The sequence below is a fragment of the Halioglobus sp. HI00S01 genome (assembly GCF_001635445.1).
Classification (GTDB): domain Bacteria; phylum Pseudomonadota; class Gammaproteobacteria; order Pseudomonadales; family Halieaceae; genus Halioglobus; species Halioglobus japonicus.
In genome coordinates this window covers 281,530-302,859 of record NZ_LWEE01000265.1, presented here as the reverse complement: position 1 = coordinate 302,859, position 21,330 = coordinate 281,530, and the positions used below count along the sequence as shown (strand labels likewise).

The following is a 21,330-nucleotide window of genomic DNA, read 5'->3' as shown; positions in this document are numbered from 1 at the left end:
TGTAAAAATATTACTCTATGTGCGACTAAAATGGAATATTAGTTCTATTTTGGCATGCAAAATAGCGGCATTTATTGTCGATTCTGTAGTTTTGTTACAAGAATCACTGAACCTGGTAATAACCGTGAGATGCCTTGATATCGGCAGCCGAGGAGTACCGAGTTTGCTCACCAGCGGGTAATCTGCCCCACTTGCCGGGCGCGACAACTTGCAGTGAACGCGCCTCACTGAGGAAGTGTTCCTGGTAGTAAGCGCTCCAGGATTCCATGGTCAGCGCTTCAACCGCGGCCGCCAATTGCTCACGACCATCAAACTCGAAGCGTTTTTTGGCAATAGACTGCCAGTAGAACTCGGCCCGCTCCCACAGGTTCTTCTGTGGGCGATTGATTTCGTTCACCAGCGCGCGTTGATGACGGGCAAACTGGGCCTCATCCAGATCACCCTCGACTCCGGCCATAAAGGCCTGCATGGCGGAGGCGAGGCTGGCACCGTCAGCCACCGGTGACTGAATCAGCATCACCAGGCCGGGCACGTCAAACTGCGGCCACGAAAATGCCTGGACGATATAGCCTAATTGTTGCTCGGTACGCAGCTGCTGGAAGAAGCCTGACTTCATGATCTGGGCAGTAAGCGCCGTCGCAGCGCGATCATCCCAGCTATTCCCAGCCCCTTGCAGGTACCACGCGAGCACGGAGTCGTCATGCTGCACAGTCACCGGGTATAACGCCTGCTCACCTTCAGTCAGGCTGGTCACCTGCAGCGGAGGCAACTGCGGTGGCGCCCCCTCGGGCACAACCATATCGAGCATCTTCGCCAGTTCTTTGGTAGCGGGCAGCTCATAATTTCCGTACACCAGCGCCTCGGCGGTGGCACTTTGCCAGAAAGCCTCGGCATAGTTGCCCAGCGTTGCCTGATCGGTATTGCGCAGGGCATCGATCAGCGCCTGCTCACCCCACTCTCCGTGCAACAGTGATTCTCGTAAATCGTCGAACACCTGGCTGGAAGGTCGCTTGGCAACCGCGTTTTCCAAACCCCGGATCATATCCTTTCGAATGTTCTCAACCCGCTGCGTTTCAAAGTCACCCTCAGCAATGTCTTCGAGGATGTCTTTGAGCAATACAAACTGTTTGTCGGTATAGCCACTGATGCGCAGGCTAATCCCCTGGGCGTGCTTGTAGAAGCTGAAATTCAAACCCGCCAGCAAGGCCGGATAGGTGTATTCATTTACCTGATCGCGTATTACCGCGGTGTATAGCGATGCCCGCGCAGCCTGCTCTGCACTCTGGCCCGCGAGTGGCGAGCGGAAATTAACGTACAAAGCCCCCTTGGGAATGCGAAATTCATCGTCCTGAGCAAACCAGATCCGCTTGCGCGGCTCATTCAACACGCGCTGCGGATTACCGACCATCTCCTGACCGACATCAACCAGCGCCACATTGTCGACGATAAACTCATTGGGCTCTGGTAGGGCCAGCGCGACATCCCCCGGGCTTGCTTCCCACCCAGCGAGCTGCGCCGCAGACGCGGGAGCCAGCGAATAGGGAACACCGTAGTACGGCGAGACCTTGTCCGTGCTCACACTCTGATCATCGAGTACCACGAGTGCGTTGTCCGGGGTCAGCTGAGCAACCACTTCCCGAAGCATCTGCGCCTGGTAATCCGTCATCATGTAGTTACCGCGCAACACATCCTCTGGCGCAAAGTAGTGCATGCTGCTGGCCAGTGAGGCAACGTAATTGATCGGCTCGGCGCGCTCTTTGAAACGGAACGCCAGGTCAGCCACGCGGGCCTGCTCGTCATACAGCCACTCTTTAGGGCCCGCTTCACGAACCACCTCCAGATAAGCGAACAAGAGCTGAACGACGCGGTCATAGTTGGCGACGCCCTGCTCGGTCAACGTTACGGACACGCTGAACAATGAGCCGCCGCGCCAACCCAGGCCGGATCCGGCTGCCAGAGACTCAGCCAGACCTTCGGCCTTGAGCTGGGATAAGAGGCTGCCCTCTCCCTCATGGCCCACCAGATTCCCCAGGTAGGACATGGGCTTGGCCTGGTAGTCGTCGCGGTAATCTCCCAGTGGAAACAGTACCTGGAGCAACCGGCGCGTCGCCTGTGGTTGAATCTGTAACAGTGCTGGCAGCTCGCCTGAGGCAAACAGAGGTACATCTATATTTTGATGCTGGAACGATTTGTTCGGCACCGGTGAAAACATGGGCACGACCATGGCCTCAAGCTCATCCAGCGACTCTTCCCCAAGCACGACCAGGCGCATGATATTGGCCGAGTAGTGGCTATCGTAGAACGCCAGCAAATCATCGCGGATACTCGAGTCGGGACGATCAGCAAGCGTCTCCAGGCTACCTACCGCAAACTGGCTAAAAGGATGTTCCGGGTTCATCGCCTGCTGCAGTACATCAAGCCCGCGGCGCGAATCGCTCTTCAATCCCATTTGATACTCGGACTGCACCGCGTTCTTTTCTTTATCGATAAGGGCCTCATCGAAACGCGGCGAGATGAAGAACTGGGCGAACCGATCGAGCGCCTCGGGAAGGTATGCAGCATCTACATCAAAAAAGTAGTTGGTGTGCTCCATGCTGGTGTAGGCATTGCGATTGCCGCCGTGCTCGGTAATAAACTGTTCGTATTCAGCGGGGTTCGGGTACTTCTCGGTCCCCAGAAACAGCATGTGCTCCAGAAAATGAGCGAGGCCGCCACGGCCTTCGGGGTTATCACCGCTACCGATATTAATGTCCAGCGAGGCCGCCGCCTTGGGAGTCTGCGGATCAGAGATCAAGAGCAACTGCATCTCGTTGTCGAGCGTCAGCAACCGATACTGCCGGTCGTCATTGGGACTCTGCACTGGCTGCATGCTGTCCGGGTCTGGCGAGCCGGCACAGCCCACGACAAAAACAACAGCAAACAGCAGGGGCAGCAGCAGATACTGGCGCCCAAAGTGAGAAAGCGGCATGAATTACTCCACAGCAGTTTCGATGTCTGGAGCGGGCAATTCCGTCGGGTCACCCTCCCCACTTGGCCAGGCGTAGATAATCGCCTTAATCAGAGTTGCCAGGGGAATCGCGAAAAACACCCCCCACATACCCCAGATCCCGCCGAAAAACAGAATGGCGAGAATAATGGCCACAGGATGCAGGTTCACTGCCTCAGAAAACAGGAAAGGCACCAACACGTTGCCATCCAGGGCCTGGATTACAATATAGACCACACACAGCGTATAAAATTCACCGGCAAAGCCCCACTGGAAAAAGCCCACCAGCACTACCGGTAGCGTCACGATTACAGCGCCGATGTAGGGAATGATGACCGACAGTCCAACCAGCAGTGCCAGCAGCGCGGCGTAATTCAGCCCCATCCAAGAGAAGCTGGCGTAACTGACGGCACCCACGACAATAATCTCGATCACTTTGCCGCGCGCATAATTGGCAAACTGCAGGTTCATTTCGGTCCAGATGCGGGTTAACAGCGGGCGTTCTTCAGGCAGGAAGCCGCCCAGCCAACTCAGGATGAGTTCTCTGTCACGCAGGAAAAAGAACACCAGAATCGGGATAAGAATCATGTAAACCATAAATGCGAACAGGCCACTGATACCGGCCAACCCCTGGGTCACCACGAATTGTCCCAGCGTTGCAGCCTCCGCCTGCGCCATGCTGACGAAGTCGCTCATTTGTTGCTTGCTGAACAACTCGGGGTATTGCTCCGGCAACACCGCCAGCAGCTGCTGGCCTTTCCCCAACATGGCGGGTAATTCAGAAGCGAGGCTTAAGAACTGTCGCCAGGCCAGCGGCAATAGCCCCAGGGTAACGCCGAAGAAGGCACCGACAAAAACAAGGAATGAGACACTCACACCAACCCATTTAGGCAACCCATAGCCCTGCAGCTTGGACGACAGACCTTGCATCAGAAACGCCAGCACCATGGCCGCCAGCAGCGGCGCGAGAATATCGCCAATGGTCACTACCAGCGTGACGGAAATCACCAGCATTACCAGCAGGAGGATGGCCTCCTCCTCAAACAGGTAGCGCTTATACCATTTGTTGAAAGTGTCGAACATTCGTCAGTTCCGTCCCTAGGCCTTTTCGATGAGGTGGATATAAACGCCGCCGGCGGATTCCTCCGACGATAACAGTCGATGACCGGACTGCTCGGCGAACACCCTGAAATCGCGCATGGACCCCTGATCGGTCGCCGTAATTCGCAGCCGCTCGCCCGTCGACATGTTGTTCAAGGCGCGCTTCGCCTTGAGCAGTGGCATCGGGCAATCCAGCCCCTTTGCGTCCAGTTCTATTGTTGCCGTCATGTTTGTTCCACACTTTCAGGATGGCCAAGTATACGCATTACGCAAGTGCGAATGAACTTCGCTCCCTCGATGTGCTCTAAGTTGCTCAAGGGGAGCATTGCCCCAAGGGTAACTGATTGCAGTACAATGCTCGGCAACTGTAGTTCACAAGATATCTGGTCTGTGTTAGTGCAATTTAATCGCCAACCGGCAACTCCTTCGCTGCGCGCCACGGCAACGCTCCTCTGCGCGCTGCTGACCGCGTCTTTGCTGGCAGCGCCTGCCCGGGCCAATACCGAAGAGCTCAAGTTGCCCAATCTAGGCGAATCCAGCACCAGCCTTTTCTCCGCTGAATTCGAACACCAATTGGGCCGCACCTGGTTGAAGATTTTTCGCAGCCAGGTGTCCACCGTCACCGACCCATTGATGTTCGATTACATTGAGAACCTGACCTACCAGTTGGCGACACACAGCAAACTCGAAGATCGACGACTGGAACTGGTGGTGGTCGACAATCCGACCATTAACGCATTCGCGGTACCGGGCGGCGTTATCGGGGTACACAACGGGCTGTTGCTATACGCCCAGACAGAAGATGAACTCGCCACCGTTCTGGCCCACGAAATTGCTCACTTGAGCCAGCGTCACTTCTCCAGGGGCGTGGAGTTTCAGAAATCCCAGACGCCCATGAACCTGGCAGGCATGCTTGCCGGCCTGGTATTAATGGCCACCGCCGGCGGCGATGCCGGCATGGCGGCTCTGGCGGCAAGCCAGGCCGCGGCCCAGAACAATGCCTTGCGCTACAGTCGCGGCAACGAACAGGAAGCCGACCGAATCGGTATGCAGACCATGGTAGAGGCCGGCATGGACCCCCACGCTGCCCCGGCCATGTTCGAGCGCATGTTGCAAGCCTCGCGCTACTCCAGCAGCGAACGCATACCAGAGTTCATGCGCACTCACCCGCTGTCTGAAAACCGGATAGCCGACACCCGCAACCGCGCTCGCCAGTACCCGAAAACCATTCGCCCGGTAAGCCTGGATTATCAGTTGATGCGCGCCAGAGCCTATGTACAGCTGGCCAATACACCCGAAGAAGCGGTACAGCGTTTCAAGGGTGAGCTTGGCGGCACACCCCGCTCGCGTGAGGCGGCACAGTACGGGCTGGTGCTGTCGCTGACCGAAGCTGGCCGCGCCGATGAGGCAGCGCTGGCCCTGGACAGCATCTGGTCGGGCAATCCCGATCGCCTGGAATATGTCATTGCCGATGCCGAGATCGACATGGCGCGCAATACGCCGGAGAAAGCGGCGGAAAAACTGCGTAAGCGCCTGGCGCTCAGCCCCGGCAACCACCCGCTCACCATGACCTACGCCAAGGCACTCATGGCCAACGGTGAAGCGCACATTGCCGAAGAAGTACTGCTGGCGCAGAGCACGCGCCGGCCCACTGACCCGGGGCTATGGTATCTATTGGCAGAGGTTCAGGGACTGTCGGGCAATATCGCGGGCCTCCACCAGTCGCGTGCAGAGTACTTTATTCTCAATGGTATTCTCGACGAGGCAGAACGGCAGCTTAGCTACGCCCTGAAGCTCACTCGCAACGACTACCACACCACAGCGCAGGTGCAACAGCGCCTGCGGGATGTGGCGCTACTGCGCCAGCAGATGGAAAGCTTCTAACCCGGTTTACGGATCAGGCGTTGCCCTTGACCTTCAGGTTGAGGTCGGCGGCGAAATCCAGCATTCGCGTCAGCGGCACCATGGCCCGCTCACCCAGTGCCGGGTCGACAAAGATTTCGTTGTCTGACTGATCAAACACCCTTGCGAGTGTTTCCAGATCATTCATGGCCATCCACGGGCAATTGGCACAGCTGCGGCACGTAGCGCCCTCACCCGCAGTGGGTGCAATAATGAATTCCTTGTCCGGTGCCATCTGCTGCAACTTGTAGAAGATGCCCTGATCCGTTGCCACGATGAACTGCTTGTTGTCCATCTCCATGGCCGCGCGAATGATCTGGGTCGTAGAGCCCACTCGGTCAGCGTGCTCCAGCACCGCTGCCGGTGACTCTGGATGCACCAGCACGGCAGCGTCGGGGTACACCGCCTTAAGATCGGCGATACCGCGCGCCTTGAATTCTTCATGCACGATACAGGCGCCGTCCCACATAATGATGTCGGCACCGCTTTCCCGGCGCACATAGTCACCCAGGTGCTGATCCGGCGCCCAAATGATTTTCTCGTCCTGTTCGGCCAGATGTTCCGCCACCTCAAGCGCAATGCTGGAAGTGACCACCCAATCGGCGCGGGCCTTTACGGCCGCCGAGGTGTTGGCGTAGACCACAACCTTGCGATCGGGGTGCTGGTCGCAGAATGCGGAAAATTCATCGATGGGACAGCCCAGGTCCAGAGAACAAGTGGCCTCCAGTGTGGGCATGAGTACGCGCTTTTCCGGCGTCAGGATTTTCGCGGTCTCGCCCATGAACTTGACCCCAGCGACCACAAGCGTGTCCGCCGGATGCTCATTACCGAAGCGTGCCATCTCGAGGGAATCCGAGACACAACCACCGGTTTCTTCAGCCAGGGCCTGCACGACGGGGGATGTGTAGTAGTGGGCCACTATTACAGCGTTTTCCTCGATCAGCCGCGCTTTGATCTGCTCAATCAATGCAGCCTCACGGGCAGGATCCAGACGATGCTGTTCGGCGTGGTCCAGATGATGCTGTACCTGCTGGCGAATCGTTTCCAGTTTGTCGGTCGCTATACTCATACTTTCTTGGGCATGGTGGGGCAAAAAGAGGCGGCGATTCTAGCACAGATTGGCACCGGGGAAATCGTCCGATAAGCTGTGCCCTCGAATCAGGGGAACAGCTCACCATGACAAAATACGATTATGTAAAAACTCGCCGCGAAGACGTGGTTCAGTATAAGGAAAGCCAGCTGCCAATGATTAAGGCTTTTCTGAAATTTGGCAGCCGGGCGCAGGCGAAGATCTTCCGCCTTAGCAAAGGCCGACTCATGAAAAGCTTTCTTGGTGGCCCGGTATGCCTGGTCACCATGACCGGCGCCAAAACCGGTAAGACTCGCCAGATTCCGCTGATTCATATTTGCGACGGCGAGAACAAGGTGCTGGTGGCTTCCTGCGGCGGCATGCCAAAGAACCCGGTCTGGTACTACAACCTCAAGGCGCACCCCCAAATCAAGATCATGGCGGACGGTGAAGAGAGAGAGTACGTGGCCCGCCAGGTCAGCGACGAAGAAAAAGCCGCGCTCTGGCCCCTGCTGGTAGAGACATACTCAGACTTTGATGAGTACCAGGCCAGGACGGATCGCAATATCCCGGTGTTCAGCTGCGAGCCGCTGTAAGCGTCGCGCCCGGCAGGTGGACGTGCCAGCCTCGACTAAACCGGGTTGAGCTAGTCGTCCCCTGCTTCCGCCATCCAGTCGGGCCATTCTGAGCTTACCGAGCCCTGCCAATCGGGGGAGCGTCGCTCAAAGTAGGCCATGCCGCCCTCGATGGCATCGGGGCGCGTCATGCTCAGGTTAAGTGCCCGACTCTCCAACCCCGCAAAGTCGCTCAGAGACATATCCATGCCCCGCCAAAGCAGGCGCTTGTGGAACGCCATGGCCAACGGCGCGCTGTTAACGGCAATATCCCGGGCAATGTCCATGGCCGTATCGAGGACCTGATCAGCCGGCACGCTGCGTCCGGCCAGGCCCCACTCAACTGCCTCCTGGCCGGTCAGCCGCTGGCCGCGCATGAGCAACTCCAATGCGCGCTCCATGCCGATGACCCGCGGCAGCACGTACTCCATCGCAAAATCTGTCACCACACCCCGGCGCACCTGGAGAAAGCCGTATTTGCCCTCATCCGCGAATACCCGCATATCGGTTTGCATTGCCATGCCCAGACCTGCGCCGACCGCGTGGCCGTTACACGCTGCAATAACAGGCTTGCGCACATCCCAGGCCTGCATGCTGAGTGGGCAGGAGTCCACTTCCATCGCCACCGCCTCGCTGTCAAACGTCGTCCCTCCGCCACTCATGTCAGCGCCGGCACAAAAGCTCTTGCCGGCACCTGTGACCACCACAACACGCACAGCATCGTTTTGATCACATTCCTGATAGGCGGCGCCGAGTCCCGCGATGAGCCCTGAGGTCAGGGTATTGTGGGCTTCAGGGCGGTTGAGCGTGATCAGAGCAACGCCCTCAGTCACATCGAGCAGTAATTCTTGGGTCATTTTGATTTCTACAGGGACAGACTCGCTCAGCATAATACACAGCCGGCCCGCAGCAATGCCTGGGCAGGCTACGAATCGCTATCGCCAAAGCTCACCAGCCCCAAGATCGGAAATATTTCATAAACAAGCACTAGAATTCCTATGAGTTATTCCGTATAACTTCATGTTATATAAAGAATAAGCAGTCAGGCATTGGGGATTCCCCTGACGCGGACTGCCAAGACCATTGTCGGGCACCCAGGGCGAATAGGTGGAACAAAACACCGTACTCATTATTTCTGAACACCAGGCAGATCATCTGGTGCTGTCAGCTTGTCTTGAGCGAGCGCCGCTGCAGCAGTTCCAACTGGCGAGCTCGGAGTCGATGGAGCGGCCACTGGAAGCCCTGCTGGATCCTGCCATTGATGCTGTCATCATGGCCTACGGCCCACAAACCGAATACCTGCTGCGACTGGCGCAAAAGAACAACGCCACCGTTCCCCTGATTCTGCTGCTAGATGACGCAGAGCAAACCACGCTGGAACAACTCAATGATCTGGGCGCTCAGGACTACCTGGTGCGCGGCCAGATTCAGGATGCACTGGTTCACCGCATTCTGGACTACTGCATCCAGCTCAAGCAGGCACGCGATAAGATCCAGCAACTGTCGAACCGCGATGGACTCACTGGCGCGCTGAACCGGGTAGGCTTTCGCGCTCACCTGGAGCGGGCCATGGAGCGCTCATCACGCTACGGTTTCAACACCGCACTGCTCTACATCAACATGGATCAGTTCGCCAACATCAACGATCACTACGGCGAAGCCGACGGCGACCTGCTGATCAAGACTATTTCGCGGCGTCTACTGAACAAGATGCGCAGCACCGACAGCATCGCCCGACTGGGTGGCGATGAGTTTGCCGTGGTACTGGAAGATGTCAGCTCTTTCGCCGACGTGGAGCTCATCTCGGAGAAGATGCTCAAATCGATTGCGGCACCGATGATTCTGAGCGAACAGCAGGTTTCGATCGACGCCAGCATCGGCGCCGCCATGTTCCCCGACGACAGCAAAGACTTTGCCGAACTGGTTGAGTGCGCACGCAGCGCCATGCAACAGGCCAAGACCGTCGATGGCAACAAGTTTATCCGCTACTCCAACCAGATCAGTTTCGACGACTCTGGTGCCAGTTCACTGGCCGCGGAACTGCGTACCGCTGTGCGCAAAAATCAGTTCGAACTGCACTACCAGCCCCGGGTAGATCTCAACACCGGCGCACTGGTGGGCCTTGAAGCCCTGTTGCGCTGGAACCATCCCGAGCGTGGCCTGCTATGCCCCGGCGAATTTTTGTCAGCCTGCGAAGATATGGGGCTGATGAAAACGATCGGCTACCAGGTTATCCAGCACGCATGTGCAGCGCAGGTATGGATAGAAGAACAGGGCATTCGCAACGTCGATGTGGCGGTGAACATTTCGTTCTCGCAAATCCAGGACGACCGCTTTGTTGAGATCGTCAAAGACATCATCAGCCGCACCGGCACCAATGCTTCGAGGCTGGAGCTGGAACTGACCGAAAGCACCATTCTCAAGAGCCCGGCGGCCATTAAAGCCCGCATGGACGAATTGCGACTGCTGGGTGTGTCCTTCTCATTGGATGATTTCGGCACCGGCTTCTCACAGCTCTCACACCTGACCGAACTACCGATCTCCGCACTCAAGATCGACGCTTGCTTTGTGCGCGACCTGCCGCACAACGCACACCAGGAGGCGGTGTGCACCATGATTATCGAGATGGCTCGCCGTCTCGGTATGCTGGTGGTGGCAGAAGGTGCCGAGACCTACGAGCAGGTGGAATTCCTGCGCGAGAAAAACTGTCAGCAAGTGCAGGGCTTTTACTACAGCCCGGCCATTCCACTGCAGCAACTTCCCCGTTTTGTCGAAGAACAGCGCCTCAAGCGCAACGACCCACTATTTTCTTGACTACTTTTTAGAGCCCGGCCATGCCACCCGATTGCGGCCACCGCGCTTGGCTCGATAAAGCTGTTTGTCTGCGGCGGCCATAACCTCCTCCGGCGTCTGCAGCTTGTCATCCCGTTCCGCTATGCCGGCACTGACGGTGACGTAAACGGACGCCGCGGACAATCGAGTGGCGCCACGACGTCGTGTGCCCTCCTTCGCCTTGACCGGACGCCTGCCCTGGTCGCGAATGGACATTTCATAGTTAGCGATACGCTCGCGCGTCTGATCGAGTACCTCCGCGCACTCCTCCGCGGACTTGCGCGGGAACACAACACAAAATTCCTCGCCGCCGTAGCGGTAGGCAGTGCCGCCACCACCCACCTGCCGGATGCGCGACGCAACCAGTTTCAGCACCTCATCGCCCACATCGTGGCCATGGGTGTCATTGAATTTCTTGAAATGATCCACGTCGAGCATGGCAATAGCATAATGCCGCCCCAGGCTCTGCAAGCGCTCGCTTAAGGCCCGCCGGCCCGGCAGGCTGGTGAGATCATCGCGATAAGCCATCGCGTGCGAGCCGCGGATCAGCCCCCAACCCACACTGAGCAGGCCCGCACAGGCCATCACCACAGAGATCTGCTCCAGGTGCAAAAACGCCAGCGCACAAAACCCTGCCAACAGCGCGCCAAACAGCGCACCCTCCGTTTCATCATCGCGCGCCAGCACCAAAAAGATAGCCAGCAGCGCCGCACCGGCGATCAGCCACGACACCGCATGGGACAGAATATAATCGTCGTGGGTGGGCGCAGCGAAACGCGCAGACCATGCGGCATCCGTCGCGCCAATCCACTCCGCGGCTCCATAACAAAGACCCAACAGCCCCGCAAATATGATCACCATCAACAAACTGCGCAGCGTCAGCAAGCCGTAATCGCGCACGACCAGGAGGTAGGCCACTCCCACTGCGAGGGCGAGGCCAGCAAAGAGGTACAATTCACCCGCGGGCGACTCGGAAAGGCTGACCTGAAGGTGCAATTTGATAAGCAGGTACAAACCCGTGGAGGCCAACGCCGCCAGGGCCAATCGCAGACGATTGAACATCCACGCCAGACCGCAGCAGATAGCACACAAAAGGTAGGGAAGATTTTCCAGCAGAATGCTGGCTTCATGATCCAGCGAGGGAGCGAAACCACGCGCCCACATTGCCAAGGCAACGAGCATAAAAGGAACCACCAGCCTGTATACCGCAGACAGATGTACTCGCATGCCCAGTCCGTTACACCCCCTTGATCGTCCCTTTCCGCCAATAAACCCACTGCATTTATGATTCGGGCTAGGCGGACGTAGTCAGTGATGATAGCCTACCGCACTCTCAAAAATTTTTCTGCTTCTGATAATGATCAGTGAAGATCGAGCGCATTATCGCGCGAAAATTCTGGTATGCGATGACGACTTCAATGTTCGTCTGCTCACTCGCCAATGCCTTGAGGCAGAAGACATGGTGGTGGTTGAAGCCGCCGATGGTACCGAAGCGATCGACGTCTTCGCCCGCGAGCGACCCGACCTTGTTTTCCTGGATGTAGAAATGCCCGGCATGACGGGCCTGGAAGTGTGCCAGCGAATTCGCCAGATGCCCCAGGGGGAATCCATCCCTATCATGATCGTCACTGGTTCGGACGATCGCGAATCTATTGACCAGGGATTCCAGGCGGGCGCCACTCAGTACAAAACCAAACCTGTGAACTGGTCACTGCTGGGCCGGGATGTGCAGTACATGCTGCGCGCCTCAGACGCCTTCAACGCGCTCAAGCGCCAGGAAGACCGGCTGCGCTATCTGGCTTACTACGACCCACTGACCAGCCTGCCCAACCGACGTAGCTTCAACGAGCAGCTCAATCGAATTCTCAAGCGTTGTCGCCGTCACGATACCGGTGCTGCATTGTTGTTTATCGACCTCGACCACTTCAAGCGCATCAACGACTCCATCGGCCACAGTCGCGGTGACCGTCTGCTAGTAGAGATCGCCAAGCGACTCACCGTGGAGTTGCGCGAAGATGATGCGATCAACTACTACACTGAGAACAGCGCCAACGACGAACACGAATACACCAGCAACACCGAAATAGCGCGCCTGGGTGGCGACGAATTTACGGTTGTGCTATCGGATGTAAAAGACAGCGCGCATATCGAGAAAGTGGCTAAGCGCATTCTCAACACGCTGTCCGAACCCATTGCTCTGCAATCACATAACCCGGTGGTTACTCCCAGCATTGGCATAGCTGTCTTCCCGCAAGATGGCCAGGATCCTGATGCACTGATTCGCAATGCGGATACCGCAATGTATGTAGCCAAGGCGGCAGGTCGAGCCTGCTTTCGCTTCTATGATGAAGAAATGAACGCCCGGGCAGTCGAACAGCTCAAGATGGAAGAAGAGCTGCGCTACGCCATGAGCAGCAACCAGTTGGAACTGCGCTACCAGCCCCAGATTGATACCGCGACTGGCACCGTGGTCAGCATGGAAGCCCTGGTACGCTGGAAGCACCCCGACAGGGGGATGATTTCACCCCTGGAATTTATTCCGGTGGCCGAACGTACCGGCCAGATTATAGAGCTTGGCGACTGGGTGCTCGGTGAGATAAACCGCCACTGTCGCTACTGGGATTCACTGGGACTCACCCCGTTTCGGGTGTGCGTGAATATCTCACCGATTCAGTTCAATCAGGACGATTTACCCAAGCGCATGCGCGCTTTCCTCGAAAGCGCTCACATACCCGCCAATCGCCTGGAAGTGGAACTCACAGAGAGCGCCATCATGAACGATGCGCCAGCCAACATTAAAAAGCTGAGCGAGCTCAAGGAGCTTGGACTGGAAGTCGCGGTAGACGACTTCGGCACCGGCTATTCCTCGCTCAGTTATTTGAAGCGCTTCCCGATCGACACATTGAAAATCGACCAGAGCTTTGTCGCTGACCTCGACACCACCGATGGTGCCGCGATAGTCGACGCCATTATTGCCTTGTCGAACACCCTCAATTTACGCGTGATCGCAGAAGGCATTGAACAGAAAGACCAGCTCGACTACCTCGTGGCCAAAGGCTGCCATCTGCTCCAGGGATACTATTTCGCCCGACCGCTGTACCCCGAAGATGTTCCCGACACGCTGCAGCAAGACTTCTCTGCTGACCTGACGCCCAAACCACAAGACTGATTCACGGCATGAAATATTTGGCGCCGATGCGGGCGACATTGATTGCCATGACATGTGCTGTGAGCTTCACCGCCAATAGCGAAGAACAGCCTCTGGACGTGATGCTGCAGGGCGAATCCGCCGACGCCATGGCTGCATTGGTGGCTACCCATAAGGGCGAGATCACCCATCATCTACCCATCATTGATGCCGTTGGGGCGCAGCTTCATCGCCAGCAACTGGAAGCCATACTGGTTTCAGACAAAGTACATCGATACATCGATGACCTGGCGTTCGATCCCCCCGATGAGGACACCGAGCCTTCTTCGGACTGTAACGTAGCCGGCTACCTGCAGCTCGAGTTTTCACCTGACAGCATGCGCTGGCGCTTAATCAACAAAAGTGACGCCCCCGCGAAAGCAACGCAGATAGACATGACCTGGCCTGCCGCCTGGGGAGTCATCACCCGCGCGAGCGTCGGTGACAGTAACGTAGCTGCCGACACGCTGCCCAACACGCCAGGCAAAATGTCACTTGCCCTCAGCCAAACCACTACTACCCCCTTTTCGGGCATGGCTCACCTGGAGATCGAATTCGCCAATAAAGATGATGCCCCCTCCCCTGAGCGCCAGAACAAAGTAAGCGCCGCCATCCACTTTGGTGAGAATTGTAAAGTTGAAAGCCCGCCCGCGTACCCGGATAACCACAATGACTTCTACTACGCGACCGTAGCAGGGGCAGACAGCCTGCATCTGCACGATATTCGCGGCGCGGGTGTCACCGTTGCCGTGCTCGACTCAGGGCTTTGGGAACACGATCGTCTGTCACTGAACACCCAGGGACAACCCCGGGTTCTGGGCCGCTATGATGCGATCAATGGTCGTGAAGTTGATGAAGCCTTTGACGAAAGCGGGCACGGTTCGCACATGACTAGTATTTTGGGCCATAGCGGCCCCACGCTGCACAACGGCAAACCAACCGGCTCTTTCAAGGGCATCGCCCCCGACGCCAATTTGGTGACGATCAAGGCTTTCAATGTCGAAGGTCAGGGCGGCATGCTGGATATTGTGCGCGGCGTTCAGTGGGCCATCGATAACCGCGAGAAATTTGATATCCGTGTGCTCAACCTATCATTTGCATCGCGACCCCGGTGGCCCTATTTCTTGGATCCGGTTAATCAAGCCGTGATGCGTGCCTGGCAAGCAGGTATTGTCGTGGTCGCAGCTGCAGGCAACGAAGGCCCTGAATTGATGAGTGTGGGTTCACCAGGCAACTTGCCCTACATTATCACCGTTGGGGCGATCACCGACTCGTGGACCCCCTTGGATCGCAGCGACGATTATCTTCCGGATTTCTCATCGCGCGGCCCTACCCCTTCGGCGCACATCAAGCCTGACATAGTCGCGCCGGGCGGGCACATGACTGGACTTACCCGCCCAGGCTCAAGTCTCACCGAGGACTATCCCGAATACGTACTGGACACCGGCGAATTCGTAATGACCGGTTCCTCGCAAGCGGCTGCCCTGGTGTCCGGGTTGGTAGCCCTGTTACTGCAACTCGANCCCGAACTGACTCCAGACGACGTGAAGTGCATGCTCACCAGCACCGCCGATCTCGCTATTAATCATGATGGCCTGCTCTCCTACAGCCCGCTCGAGCAGGGCCAGGGCTACGTGAGCATTACGCGCGCGATCACTTTGGGGGGGCGCGGCTGCGGCAACGAAGGCCTCAGCCTGGCGGACGACATCGCCGGCCAGGACCACTTTCAGGGCCCCGCCATCATCACCGATGAAGGCGACATCAGCCTCCCCGGCCTCGAACTGATGCTGTCGCCCTTTCCCGCTGAGAAAGGCCGCAGTGACACCCGCGTTTGGGGCATCAAATCGCACGTAGAACGCCTGCCTCCCGACGCCAAAGAAGCCCCCGAGGCACCCTTCCAATGGCTGCAAATCTACGAGATGGAACGCCGCCAGGTTGAGCAACTCGGTAAGCAACCGTAATTGCATCGACGCCACGTTCCGGTAAATTACCCAGACTGGGTTAATTTTTAACCAGCCTACCCTCAGCACTGAGTTATTCCATATAAATCAGTGACCTAGAGCATATCGCTGCTCGCCTCAGCTTTCTCGCTATCAAATTTCACCCGACTACTAACCCAAAATGGTTAGACCTACTAGTTTATTTTGGTCAGTCGTTACCCTTATATCGAAGTCAATCACTGCAGAAAAAGAGTGTGAAAGGGGTCTCAAACTGCCCCAAGAAAACACAAAAACATATACGCGTGTCACAAATTTCCGCGCGAACAATTCCCATCAAAAAAACAGTAGGTAGGCAAAATGAAAACTTCGGCAAAGATCAAAGCTCTGGGCATCTCTAGTATTTCCGCACTCCTGATCGCGGCACCAACCACAACTTTGGCTGAGGTTTCTCAATCAGGCCCGACTTTAGGTGCTGGCGGCCACAGCACCATTCAGAGGGTCAGCCACTCAATTGCCGGAGCCACCTCCTACACTCGAGCAAATACCGCAGGCTACAAGTGGGGCAAGAGTGTCGAAACGCAGACTGAAAGCTTCAAATGGGGAGCAACGGAGCGCGCTGCAGGCGGGAACAAGTGGGCCAAATCCAATCCCAGCAATAACGAATCCAATCAATCGATTACAAGCTCTACAAGCTATGAATGGGGCACCATGAATCACTCAGAGCAGAGTGCCTTCAAATGGGGCCTTAAGTCGTTTAGCGAACAAAGCGCTTTCAAATGGGGCCTCAAGACAACTGGGGAGCAAAGCGCATTCAAGTGGGGCCTGAAATCGTTCAGCGAGCAAAGCGCCTTTAAATGGGGCCTTAAATCTACTGGTGATCAGACTGCGTTCAAGTGGGGTTTGAAATCGACTAGCGAACAAAGCGCATTTAAGTGGGGCTTGAAGTCCTATGCAGAGCAGAATGCCTTCAAATGGGGCCTGAAATAGCCATAGCTAGCAATCTGTAAGACTGTAATACCCTGCAGATAAAAAATTTCTTTCTGGCGCGGAGATCCTAGGACTGCCTACCCCTAGCTCCGCGCCGTCTTTACTTGATCAGGCGATTCCGCCTTTTGAACTTTATGCCCACAATGGCATAAAATTTATCCTTCAGAATAACAATGTTAGCTGACTATGCAGCGCTTGATTCTATTAGTACTACTTATATTGGCTACTGCAGCTACACATGCATTAGACCAGCATCGCTATATTAGATTTAGCAAGTCGCCAATCTCTGACCAACTTACTCAACAAAGTGTCAGGCAGATACATCAGGATTCTCAGGGAGCCTTATGGCTCGTGACCCAGGAGGGACTAACCAAATACACTGGTCGCCACCTCGAAAGCTTCACCGCCTCAGCACAGATCGATGATTCACTCACAGTTGATACCATCTCAGGTATCGACGAAGACATGGAGGGCAATCTATGGGTTGCAACCCATGGAGGTGGCCTGAACCTTTACAACCAGATAACAAATGGGTTTCGCGCATACAGATACAATCCCGCTGATCGAAACTCTCTATTATCTGACGACATTCAATCTATATATGCCGACAACACTGGACGCCTATGGATCGGATACATAGATCGCATCAGCGTTTTCGACCCCGTTTCGGAAACCTTCGAACATCTGATTCCAGACAATCAAAAAATCCCGAATTTCGGGATCGTCCATTCTTTCGATCAAAGTGAGGACAGCGGCGTAGTTTGGGTAGCTACCCAACGCGCCGGTCTGATTAGCATTAGTATCGAAGACTTGGTAATTGAGAGACATAGGCTCGTACCAACAGCAACACCAACCTCCGAGCAAGCCAAACCGACCTACATTGCGGCTGAATCCGCTGACAAAATTTGGATAGCTACCGAAAATCAGGGAGCCTACAGATACGACCCAATAAAGGGTTCTTCAACGCACTTCGCTCATCTGGAGAGTCAGTTAGATTCTATCTCAAGCAATAGCGTTACAGAGATATATGTCGATGCAGATTGCAATGTGTGGTTTGCCACAGAGAATGGCCTCAACCTTTTTGATCCAGCCGGAGAAAGCTTTGTTCGATATATAGAGCAAAATTCGGGCCTGCCAGAAATGGCGGCGTACTCAATTTTCCAATCGCGTGATGGCCAATACTGGGTCGGCACAGTCCATGGCCTTGCCAGCGGACGCGAGAATCGCTTCGAAGCGTTCGATGAAATTCGTGGCGGACTATCGAGCAGTTCCGTAAACGCATTTGCCCGGACCAAAGACGGCAGTTTATGGGTAGCGACCGACAGAGGACTCAATAGACTACCGGAGGGGTCAGAGGAATTTGAATGGATCAATCCATTTACTGACCCTGGCATTTCATCCGATACCGTAATGAGTCTACTTGCCGACAACGAGTACTTATGGATAGGTACCTATGATGGTGGACTAAATCGATTAAGCCTCACCAACAACAAGGTTGATGTATATCGACATTCCCCCCTTTCTGACACATCGATTAGCAGCAATGGCGTCACATCACTACTTAGGCTATCAAGTGGAGAGCTGCTAATCGGCACTTATGGAGGCGGGCTCAATATCTACAACGAGGAGTCCGACTCTTTTACACAATTGCTACATGACGAATACAACATACAAAGCATCAGTGACAACCGCGTGCTAGCAATGTTTGAGGACAGTCTTGGCTACATATGGATAGGCACCCAAAAAGGACTTAATCGTTTTCTGATAGAAGAAGAGACTTTTAGTCGAATATATACAGATAGCCAAAATCCAAACAGTCTTGAAAGTGACATGATTTGGGCCTTCAAGGAAGACAGCGATGGAACACTTTGGCTAGGTACTGCCGGTGGTGGCATAGCCAAATGGACCTATGAATACCGAACAGAACTCAGACCAGTGTTTGAAAATGGTATTTCTAACATCACCATCCCAAGCTCGAGCATTTACGGAATTCAGATTGATTCTGAAGACTACCTTTGGCTTTCGCATAATAGAGGCCTGACCCGAATCGCACCTTCACTCTCGGAAGCCACCAACTTTGGGATCGAAGATGGATTGCAAGGTTTAGAATTCAACATGGGAGCGTCCTTTACAGATATCGACGGAAAGCTTCTGTTTGGCGGTATTTCGGGATTTAACGTTGTTGATCCAGCTTTGATCCAAAATACAGGACACCTGCCAGAAGTAGCCATTTATTCCATCAAGGTCATGAACGAGCGCAGAACGTTTGATGTTCCGTACCATGAACTCGACAAGTTAAATCTCACATACGAAGACAAGATGCTTTCGATTGAATTCTACGCTTCAGAATTCTCAGCACCCGACCTTGTCCAGTATGCATACAAAATAGAGGGGCTCAACTCAACCTGGAACATATCACCTGACGCTAGAATAGTATCTATTACCACTTTGCCACCGGGCTCATACACACTCAAGTTAGCCGCAGCTAGTACGGCAGGCGAGTGGAATTGGGATGCCCTATCTTTACCCATAGAAGTCTCACCTCCACCCTGGCAAAGCCCACTGGCGTACGCGGCCTATACGGCTTTGGCTTCGTTCCTATTCGCCCTATATATGCGAGCACAACGGAGACAGACCGCCGCTGCTATTGAAAGACAGCAAGAACTTGAGCGGATGGTTGATGAAAGAACTTCTGATCTTCAAGAGGCGAGGCTAGCTGCGGAATCTGCAAACACTGCAAAGTCTGAGTTTCTTGCAACCATGAGTCATGAAATACGCACTCCAATGCATGGAATGATTGGCATGACGGAGCTTCTACTGCACACAGAATTGGATACTCAGCAGAAGCAGTTTGCGACAGCCGCCCATAAGAGCGGCAATGCACTCCTCACGCTTATCAATGAGATACTCGACTATTCAAAGCTAGAAGCCTCTAAAGTCGAGTTAGAGCAGATCGGATTTAGCTTGGTAGAGTTACTTGATGAGGTCTGCTACTTACAGGCAGAACCTGCGGCAAGAAAGAACCTGGATATTAACGTCATTATTGGAACATCGATTGGCGATACTTATGTCGGTGACCCGACCAAGATTCGCCAGGTTGTAATGAATCTCGTCAGTAACTCCATCAAATTTACGCATCACGGTTGTATTGATGTTCTAGCCTCGACTAGAAGCAGCGATGCGGATAGTCAGAAAGAACTGGTGATAATATCGGTTAGAGATGACGGTATCGGCATGGATGGAAAAACCCAAGCAAGGGTTTTCGAAGCGTTCACTCAAGCTGACGCAAGCACAACCCGTGAATATGGTGGCACCGGCTTAGGTCTGTCAATCTCAAAGCACTATATTAAGATCATGGGCGGCGAAATTGAAATTAGATCTGAAAGCGGCGTAGGCACTGAAATATCTATATGTATTCCCTTACAACCAGAAACTACCAAGTCAGAATCGATAGCCCAACATCCCACCACTGTTTATATCGCGACTTCGACACCTGCTTTTTATAAGACGATCGAAAGCCATCTGGCTTTCGAGCACATTCAATGCAGTTGGTATGAAGAGGAAAATGCACTCGATCCCAATGGAGTCTACATAGCAGACTTCAACGATCTGAGAGAATATCCACAACTGGAACAGTCACTGATAGTTGATAACATCTCTTGTGGGTATCTAATGCTTCGAATGAACGAAGTGCGGCCTGAAATTACATCGAGTAAATGGATGACTCTCCCGAAGCCATTTACTCTACAGAACGCTAAAAATCTCAAGAAACAGCTCAATGAGCGTCGGGCTGAAAGCAATATTGATACAAAGTCGCCAAAGAACAATGAGAATCAAATTTCGATTCTTGTTGCCGAAGATGTTTCAACCAACCAAGAAATTGTAATAGAAATGCTTGGAATGATGGGGCTTACCGTAACGATTGCGGAAAATGGCGAAGAAGCTGTGGCCAAGCATAAATCCAACCCATTTGATCTGATACTGATGGACTGTCAAATGCCTGTAATGGACGGATTCGACGCTACTAAGAAGATCAGAAAATTTGAGACAGAGCTCAAACTAAAACCGGCGAAAATTGTCGCTCTCACCGCAGGAATAAATCCAACTGATCGTGAAAAATGTGTTGATGCTGGCATGGATCATTTCATTTCTAAACCATTTTCCATTGACGACATTAAGGGCGCCCTCGACATTTCAACAAGATCCGGACTGAGAGATATTCAGTTCACTAACAACACCAATAGCCTGGAAGCGGTTGATCTGCATCAGGATATTTTTGATGAGAAGGCTATTTCAACAATCCTGGAAGTTGAGAAATTCACAGGTAAGCCACTGCTTTTCAAAGTCTTCGACGGCTATCGCGAGCAGTTCGCCCAGAAGCTATCTCAAATTGAACACTGCATCGAGAGCAATGACTTTACAGAAATTGCGCGCACTGCCCACGCAATAAAATCGTTGAGCGCAAACGTAGGAGCGATAAAAGTGCGAGGGATAAGCGCGACAATTGAGGAAGGCGCAAAGAAGAATGAGGATACTGACTATCTCTTCAAACTCAATCTCCTTAGGACAGCCCACTCTGAGTTTCAAAACGAATTTAGGCGAATTTACGTCGATTGATCGATAACGGAACTATCAGTATTTTTTGTTGAAGGAGTAGCAAGAAGGATTTTCGCCATTTAGAACATCTTGATCCTTACTGGAGCAGGACTTTT

General features: G+C 54.3%; 13 protein-coding genes. 7 read left to right on the top strand and 6 right to left on the bottom strand.

Annotated features, from left to right (window positions below; all coding sequences use genetic code 11):
• Nucleotides 1-103: 103 nt before the first annotated feature.
• The 3 genes from A3709_RS18750 to A3709_RS18740 are packed head-to-tail and all read right to left on the bottom strand — an operon-like array spanning nt 104 to nt 4,315.
• On the bottom strand, nt 104-2,968 hold the full coding sequence (locus A3709_RS18750) for an insulinase family protein (protein WP_231871245.1): 2,865 nt from the start codon (nt 2,966-2,968) through the stop codon (nt 104-106).
• Nucleotides 2,969-2,971: 3 nt separating this feature from the next.
• Nucleotides 2,972-4,069 (bottom strand): AI-2E family transporter, encoded by a 1,098-nt coding sequence (locus tag A3709_RS18745; RefSeq protein ID WP_066058139.1) that lies wholly within the window; start codon nt 4,067-4,069, stop codon nt 2,972-2,974.
• A gap of 15 nt (nt 4,070-4,084) precedes the next feature.
• On the bottom strand, nt 4,085-4,315 hold the full coding sequence (locus A3709_RS18740; protein ID WP_066058137.1) for a sulfurtransferase TusA family protein: 231 nt from the start codon (nt 4,313-4,315) through the stop codon (nt 4,085-4,087).
• Between the two features lie 168 nt (nt 4,316-4,483).
• On the opposite strand from A3709_RS18740, the gene A3709_RS18735 reads away from it, so the two are divergent.
• On the top strand, nt 4,484-5,971 hold the full coding sequence (locus A3709_RS18735; RefSeq protein ID WP_229801666.1) for a M48 family metalloprotease: 1,488 nt from the start codon (nt 4,484-4,486) through the stop codon (nt 5,969-5,971).
• Between the two features lie 13 nt (nt 5,972-5,984).
• Here the strand turns inward: A3709_RS18735 and nadA are convergent, their stop codons facing one another.
• A complete protein-coding gene (nadA, locus tag A3709_RS18730) occupies nt 5,985-7,058 on the bottom strand; it encodes a quinolinate synthase NadA (protein WP_066058134.1) in 1,074 nt (357 codons plus the stop codon).
• Between the two features lie 107 nt (nt 7,059-7,165).
• Here nadA and A3709_RS18725 point away from each other — a divergent pair, with 107 nt between their 5' ends.
• A complete protein-coding gene (locus tag A3709_RS18725; protein WP_066058132.1) occupies nt 7,166-7,654 on the top strand; it encodes a nitroreductase family deazaflavin-dependent oxidoreductase in 489 nt (162 codons plus the stop codon).
• Between the two features lie 50 nt (nt 7,655-7,704).
• Here the strand turns inward: A3709_RS18725 and A3709_RS18720 are convergent, their stop codons facing one another.
• Nucleotides 7,705-8,529, bottom strand: a complete 825-nt coding sequence (locus A3709_RS18720; protein ID WP_066058630.1) for an enoyl-CoA hydratase/isomerase family protein — start codon at nt 8,527-8,529, stop codon at nt 7,705-7,707.
• Nucleotides 8,530-8,779: 250 nt separating this feature from the next.
• Here A3709_RS18720 and A3709_RS18715 point away from each other — a divergent pair, with 250 nt between their 5' ends.
• A complete protein-coding gene (locus A3709_RS18715; protein WP_066058129.1) occupies nt 8,780-10,486 on the top strand; it encodes a bifunctional diguanylate cyclase/phosphodiesterase in 1,707 nt (568 codons plus the stop codon).
• On the opposite strand, the gene A3709_RS18710 is transcribed toward A3709_RS18715, so the two are convergent.
• A complete protein-coding gene (locus A3709_RS18710) occupies nt 10,487-11,731 on the bottom strand; it encodes a diguanylate cyclase (protein ID WP_066058126.1) in 1,245 nt (414 codons plus the stop codon).
• Nucleotides 11,732-11,861: 130 nt separating this feature from the next.
• On the opposite strand from A3709_RS18710, the gene A3709_RS18705 reads away from it, so the two are divergent.
• The 4 genes from A3709_RS18705 to A3709_RS18690 all read left to right on the top strand — a co-directional run bounded on the left by A3709_RS18705 (nt 11,862) and on the right by A3709_RS18690 (nt 21,235).
• On the top strand, nt 11,862-13,673 hold the full coding sequence (locus A3709_RS18705; RefSeq protein WP_082850214.1) for a bifunctional diguanylate cyclase/phosphodiesterase: 1,812 nt from the start codon (nt 11,862-11,864) through the stop codon (nt 13,671-13,673).
• Between the two features lie 8 nt (nt 13,674-13,681).
• Nucleotides 13,682-15,652 carry a S8 family peptidase gene (locus A3709_RS18700; RefSeq protein WP_066058121.1) on the top strand — a complete coding sequence of 657 codons (1,971 nt, stop codon included), beginning with the start codon at nt 13,682-13,684 and terminating at the stop codon, nt 15,650-15,652.
• A 336-nt stretch (nt 15,653-15,988) separates the two neighbouring features.
• Nucleotides 15,989-16,618, top strand: coding sequence for a hypothetical protein (locus A3709_RS18695; protein WP_066058118.1), 630 nt, complete (start codon nt 15,989-15,991; stop codon nt 16,616-16,618).
• Nucleotides 16,619-16,969: 351 nt separating this feature from the next.
• Nucleotides 16,970-21,235 carry a two-component regulator propeller domain-containing protein gene (locus tag A3709_RS18690; RefSeq protein WP_197484291.1) on the top strand — a complete coding sequence of 1,422 codons (4,266 nt, stop codon included), beginning with the start codon at nt 16,970-16,972 and terminating at the stop codon, nt 21,233-21,235.
• Nucleotides 21,236-21,330 lie beyond the last annotated feature (95 nt).

Bases quoted from the DNA above. Each gene is read 5' to 3' on its own strand.
- A3709_RS18750 (WP_231871245.1), bottom strand. From the start codon at position 2,968: ATGCCGCTTTCTCACTTTGGGCGCCAGTATCTGCTGCTGCCCCTGCTG.
- A3709_RS18695 (WP_066058118.1), top strand. From the start codon at position 15,989: ATGAAAACTTCGGCAAAGATCAAAGCTCTGGGCATCTCTAGTATTTCC.
- A3709_RS18745 (WP_066058139.1), bottom strand. From the start codon at position 4,069: ATGTTCGACACTTTCAACAAATGGTATAAGCGCTACCTGTTTGAGGAG.
- A3709_RS18720 (WP_066058630.1), bottom strand. From the start codon at position 8,529: ATGACCCAAGAATTACTGCTCGATGTGACTGAGGGCGTTGCTCTGATC.
- A3709_RS18710 (WP_066058126.1), bottom strand. From the start codon at position 11,731: ATGCGAGTACATCTGTCTGCGGTATACAGGCTGGTGGTTCCTTTTATG.
- A3709_RS18740 (WP_066058137.1), bottom strand. From the start codon at position 4,315: ATGACGGCAACAATAGAACTGGACGCAAAGGGGCTGGATTGCCCGATG.
- A3709_RS18705 (WP_082850214.1), top strand. From the start codon at position 11,862: ATGATCAGTGAAGATCGAGCGCATTATCGCGCGAAAATTCTGGTATGC.
- A3709_RS18725 (WP_066058132.1), top strand. From the start codon at position 7,166: ATGACAAAATACGATTATGTAAAAACTCGCCGCGAAGACGTGGTTCAG.
- nadA (WP_066058134.1), bottom strand. From the start codon at position 7,058: ATGAGTATAGCGACCGACAAACTGGAAACGATTCGCCAGCAGGTACAG.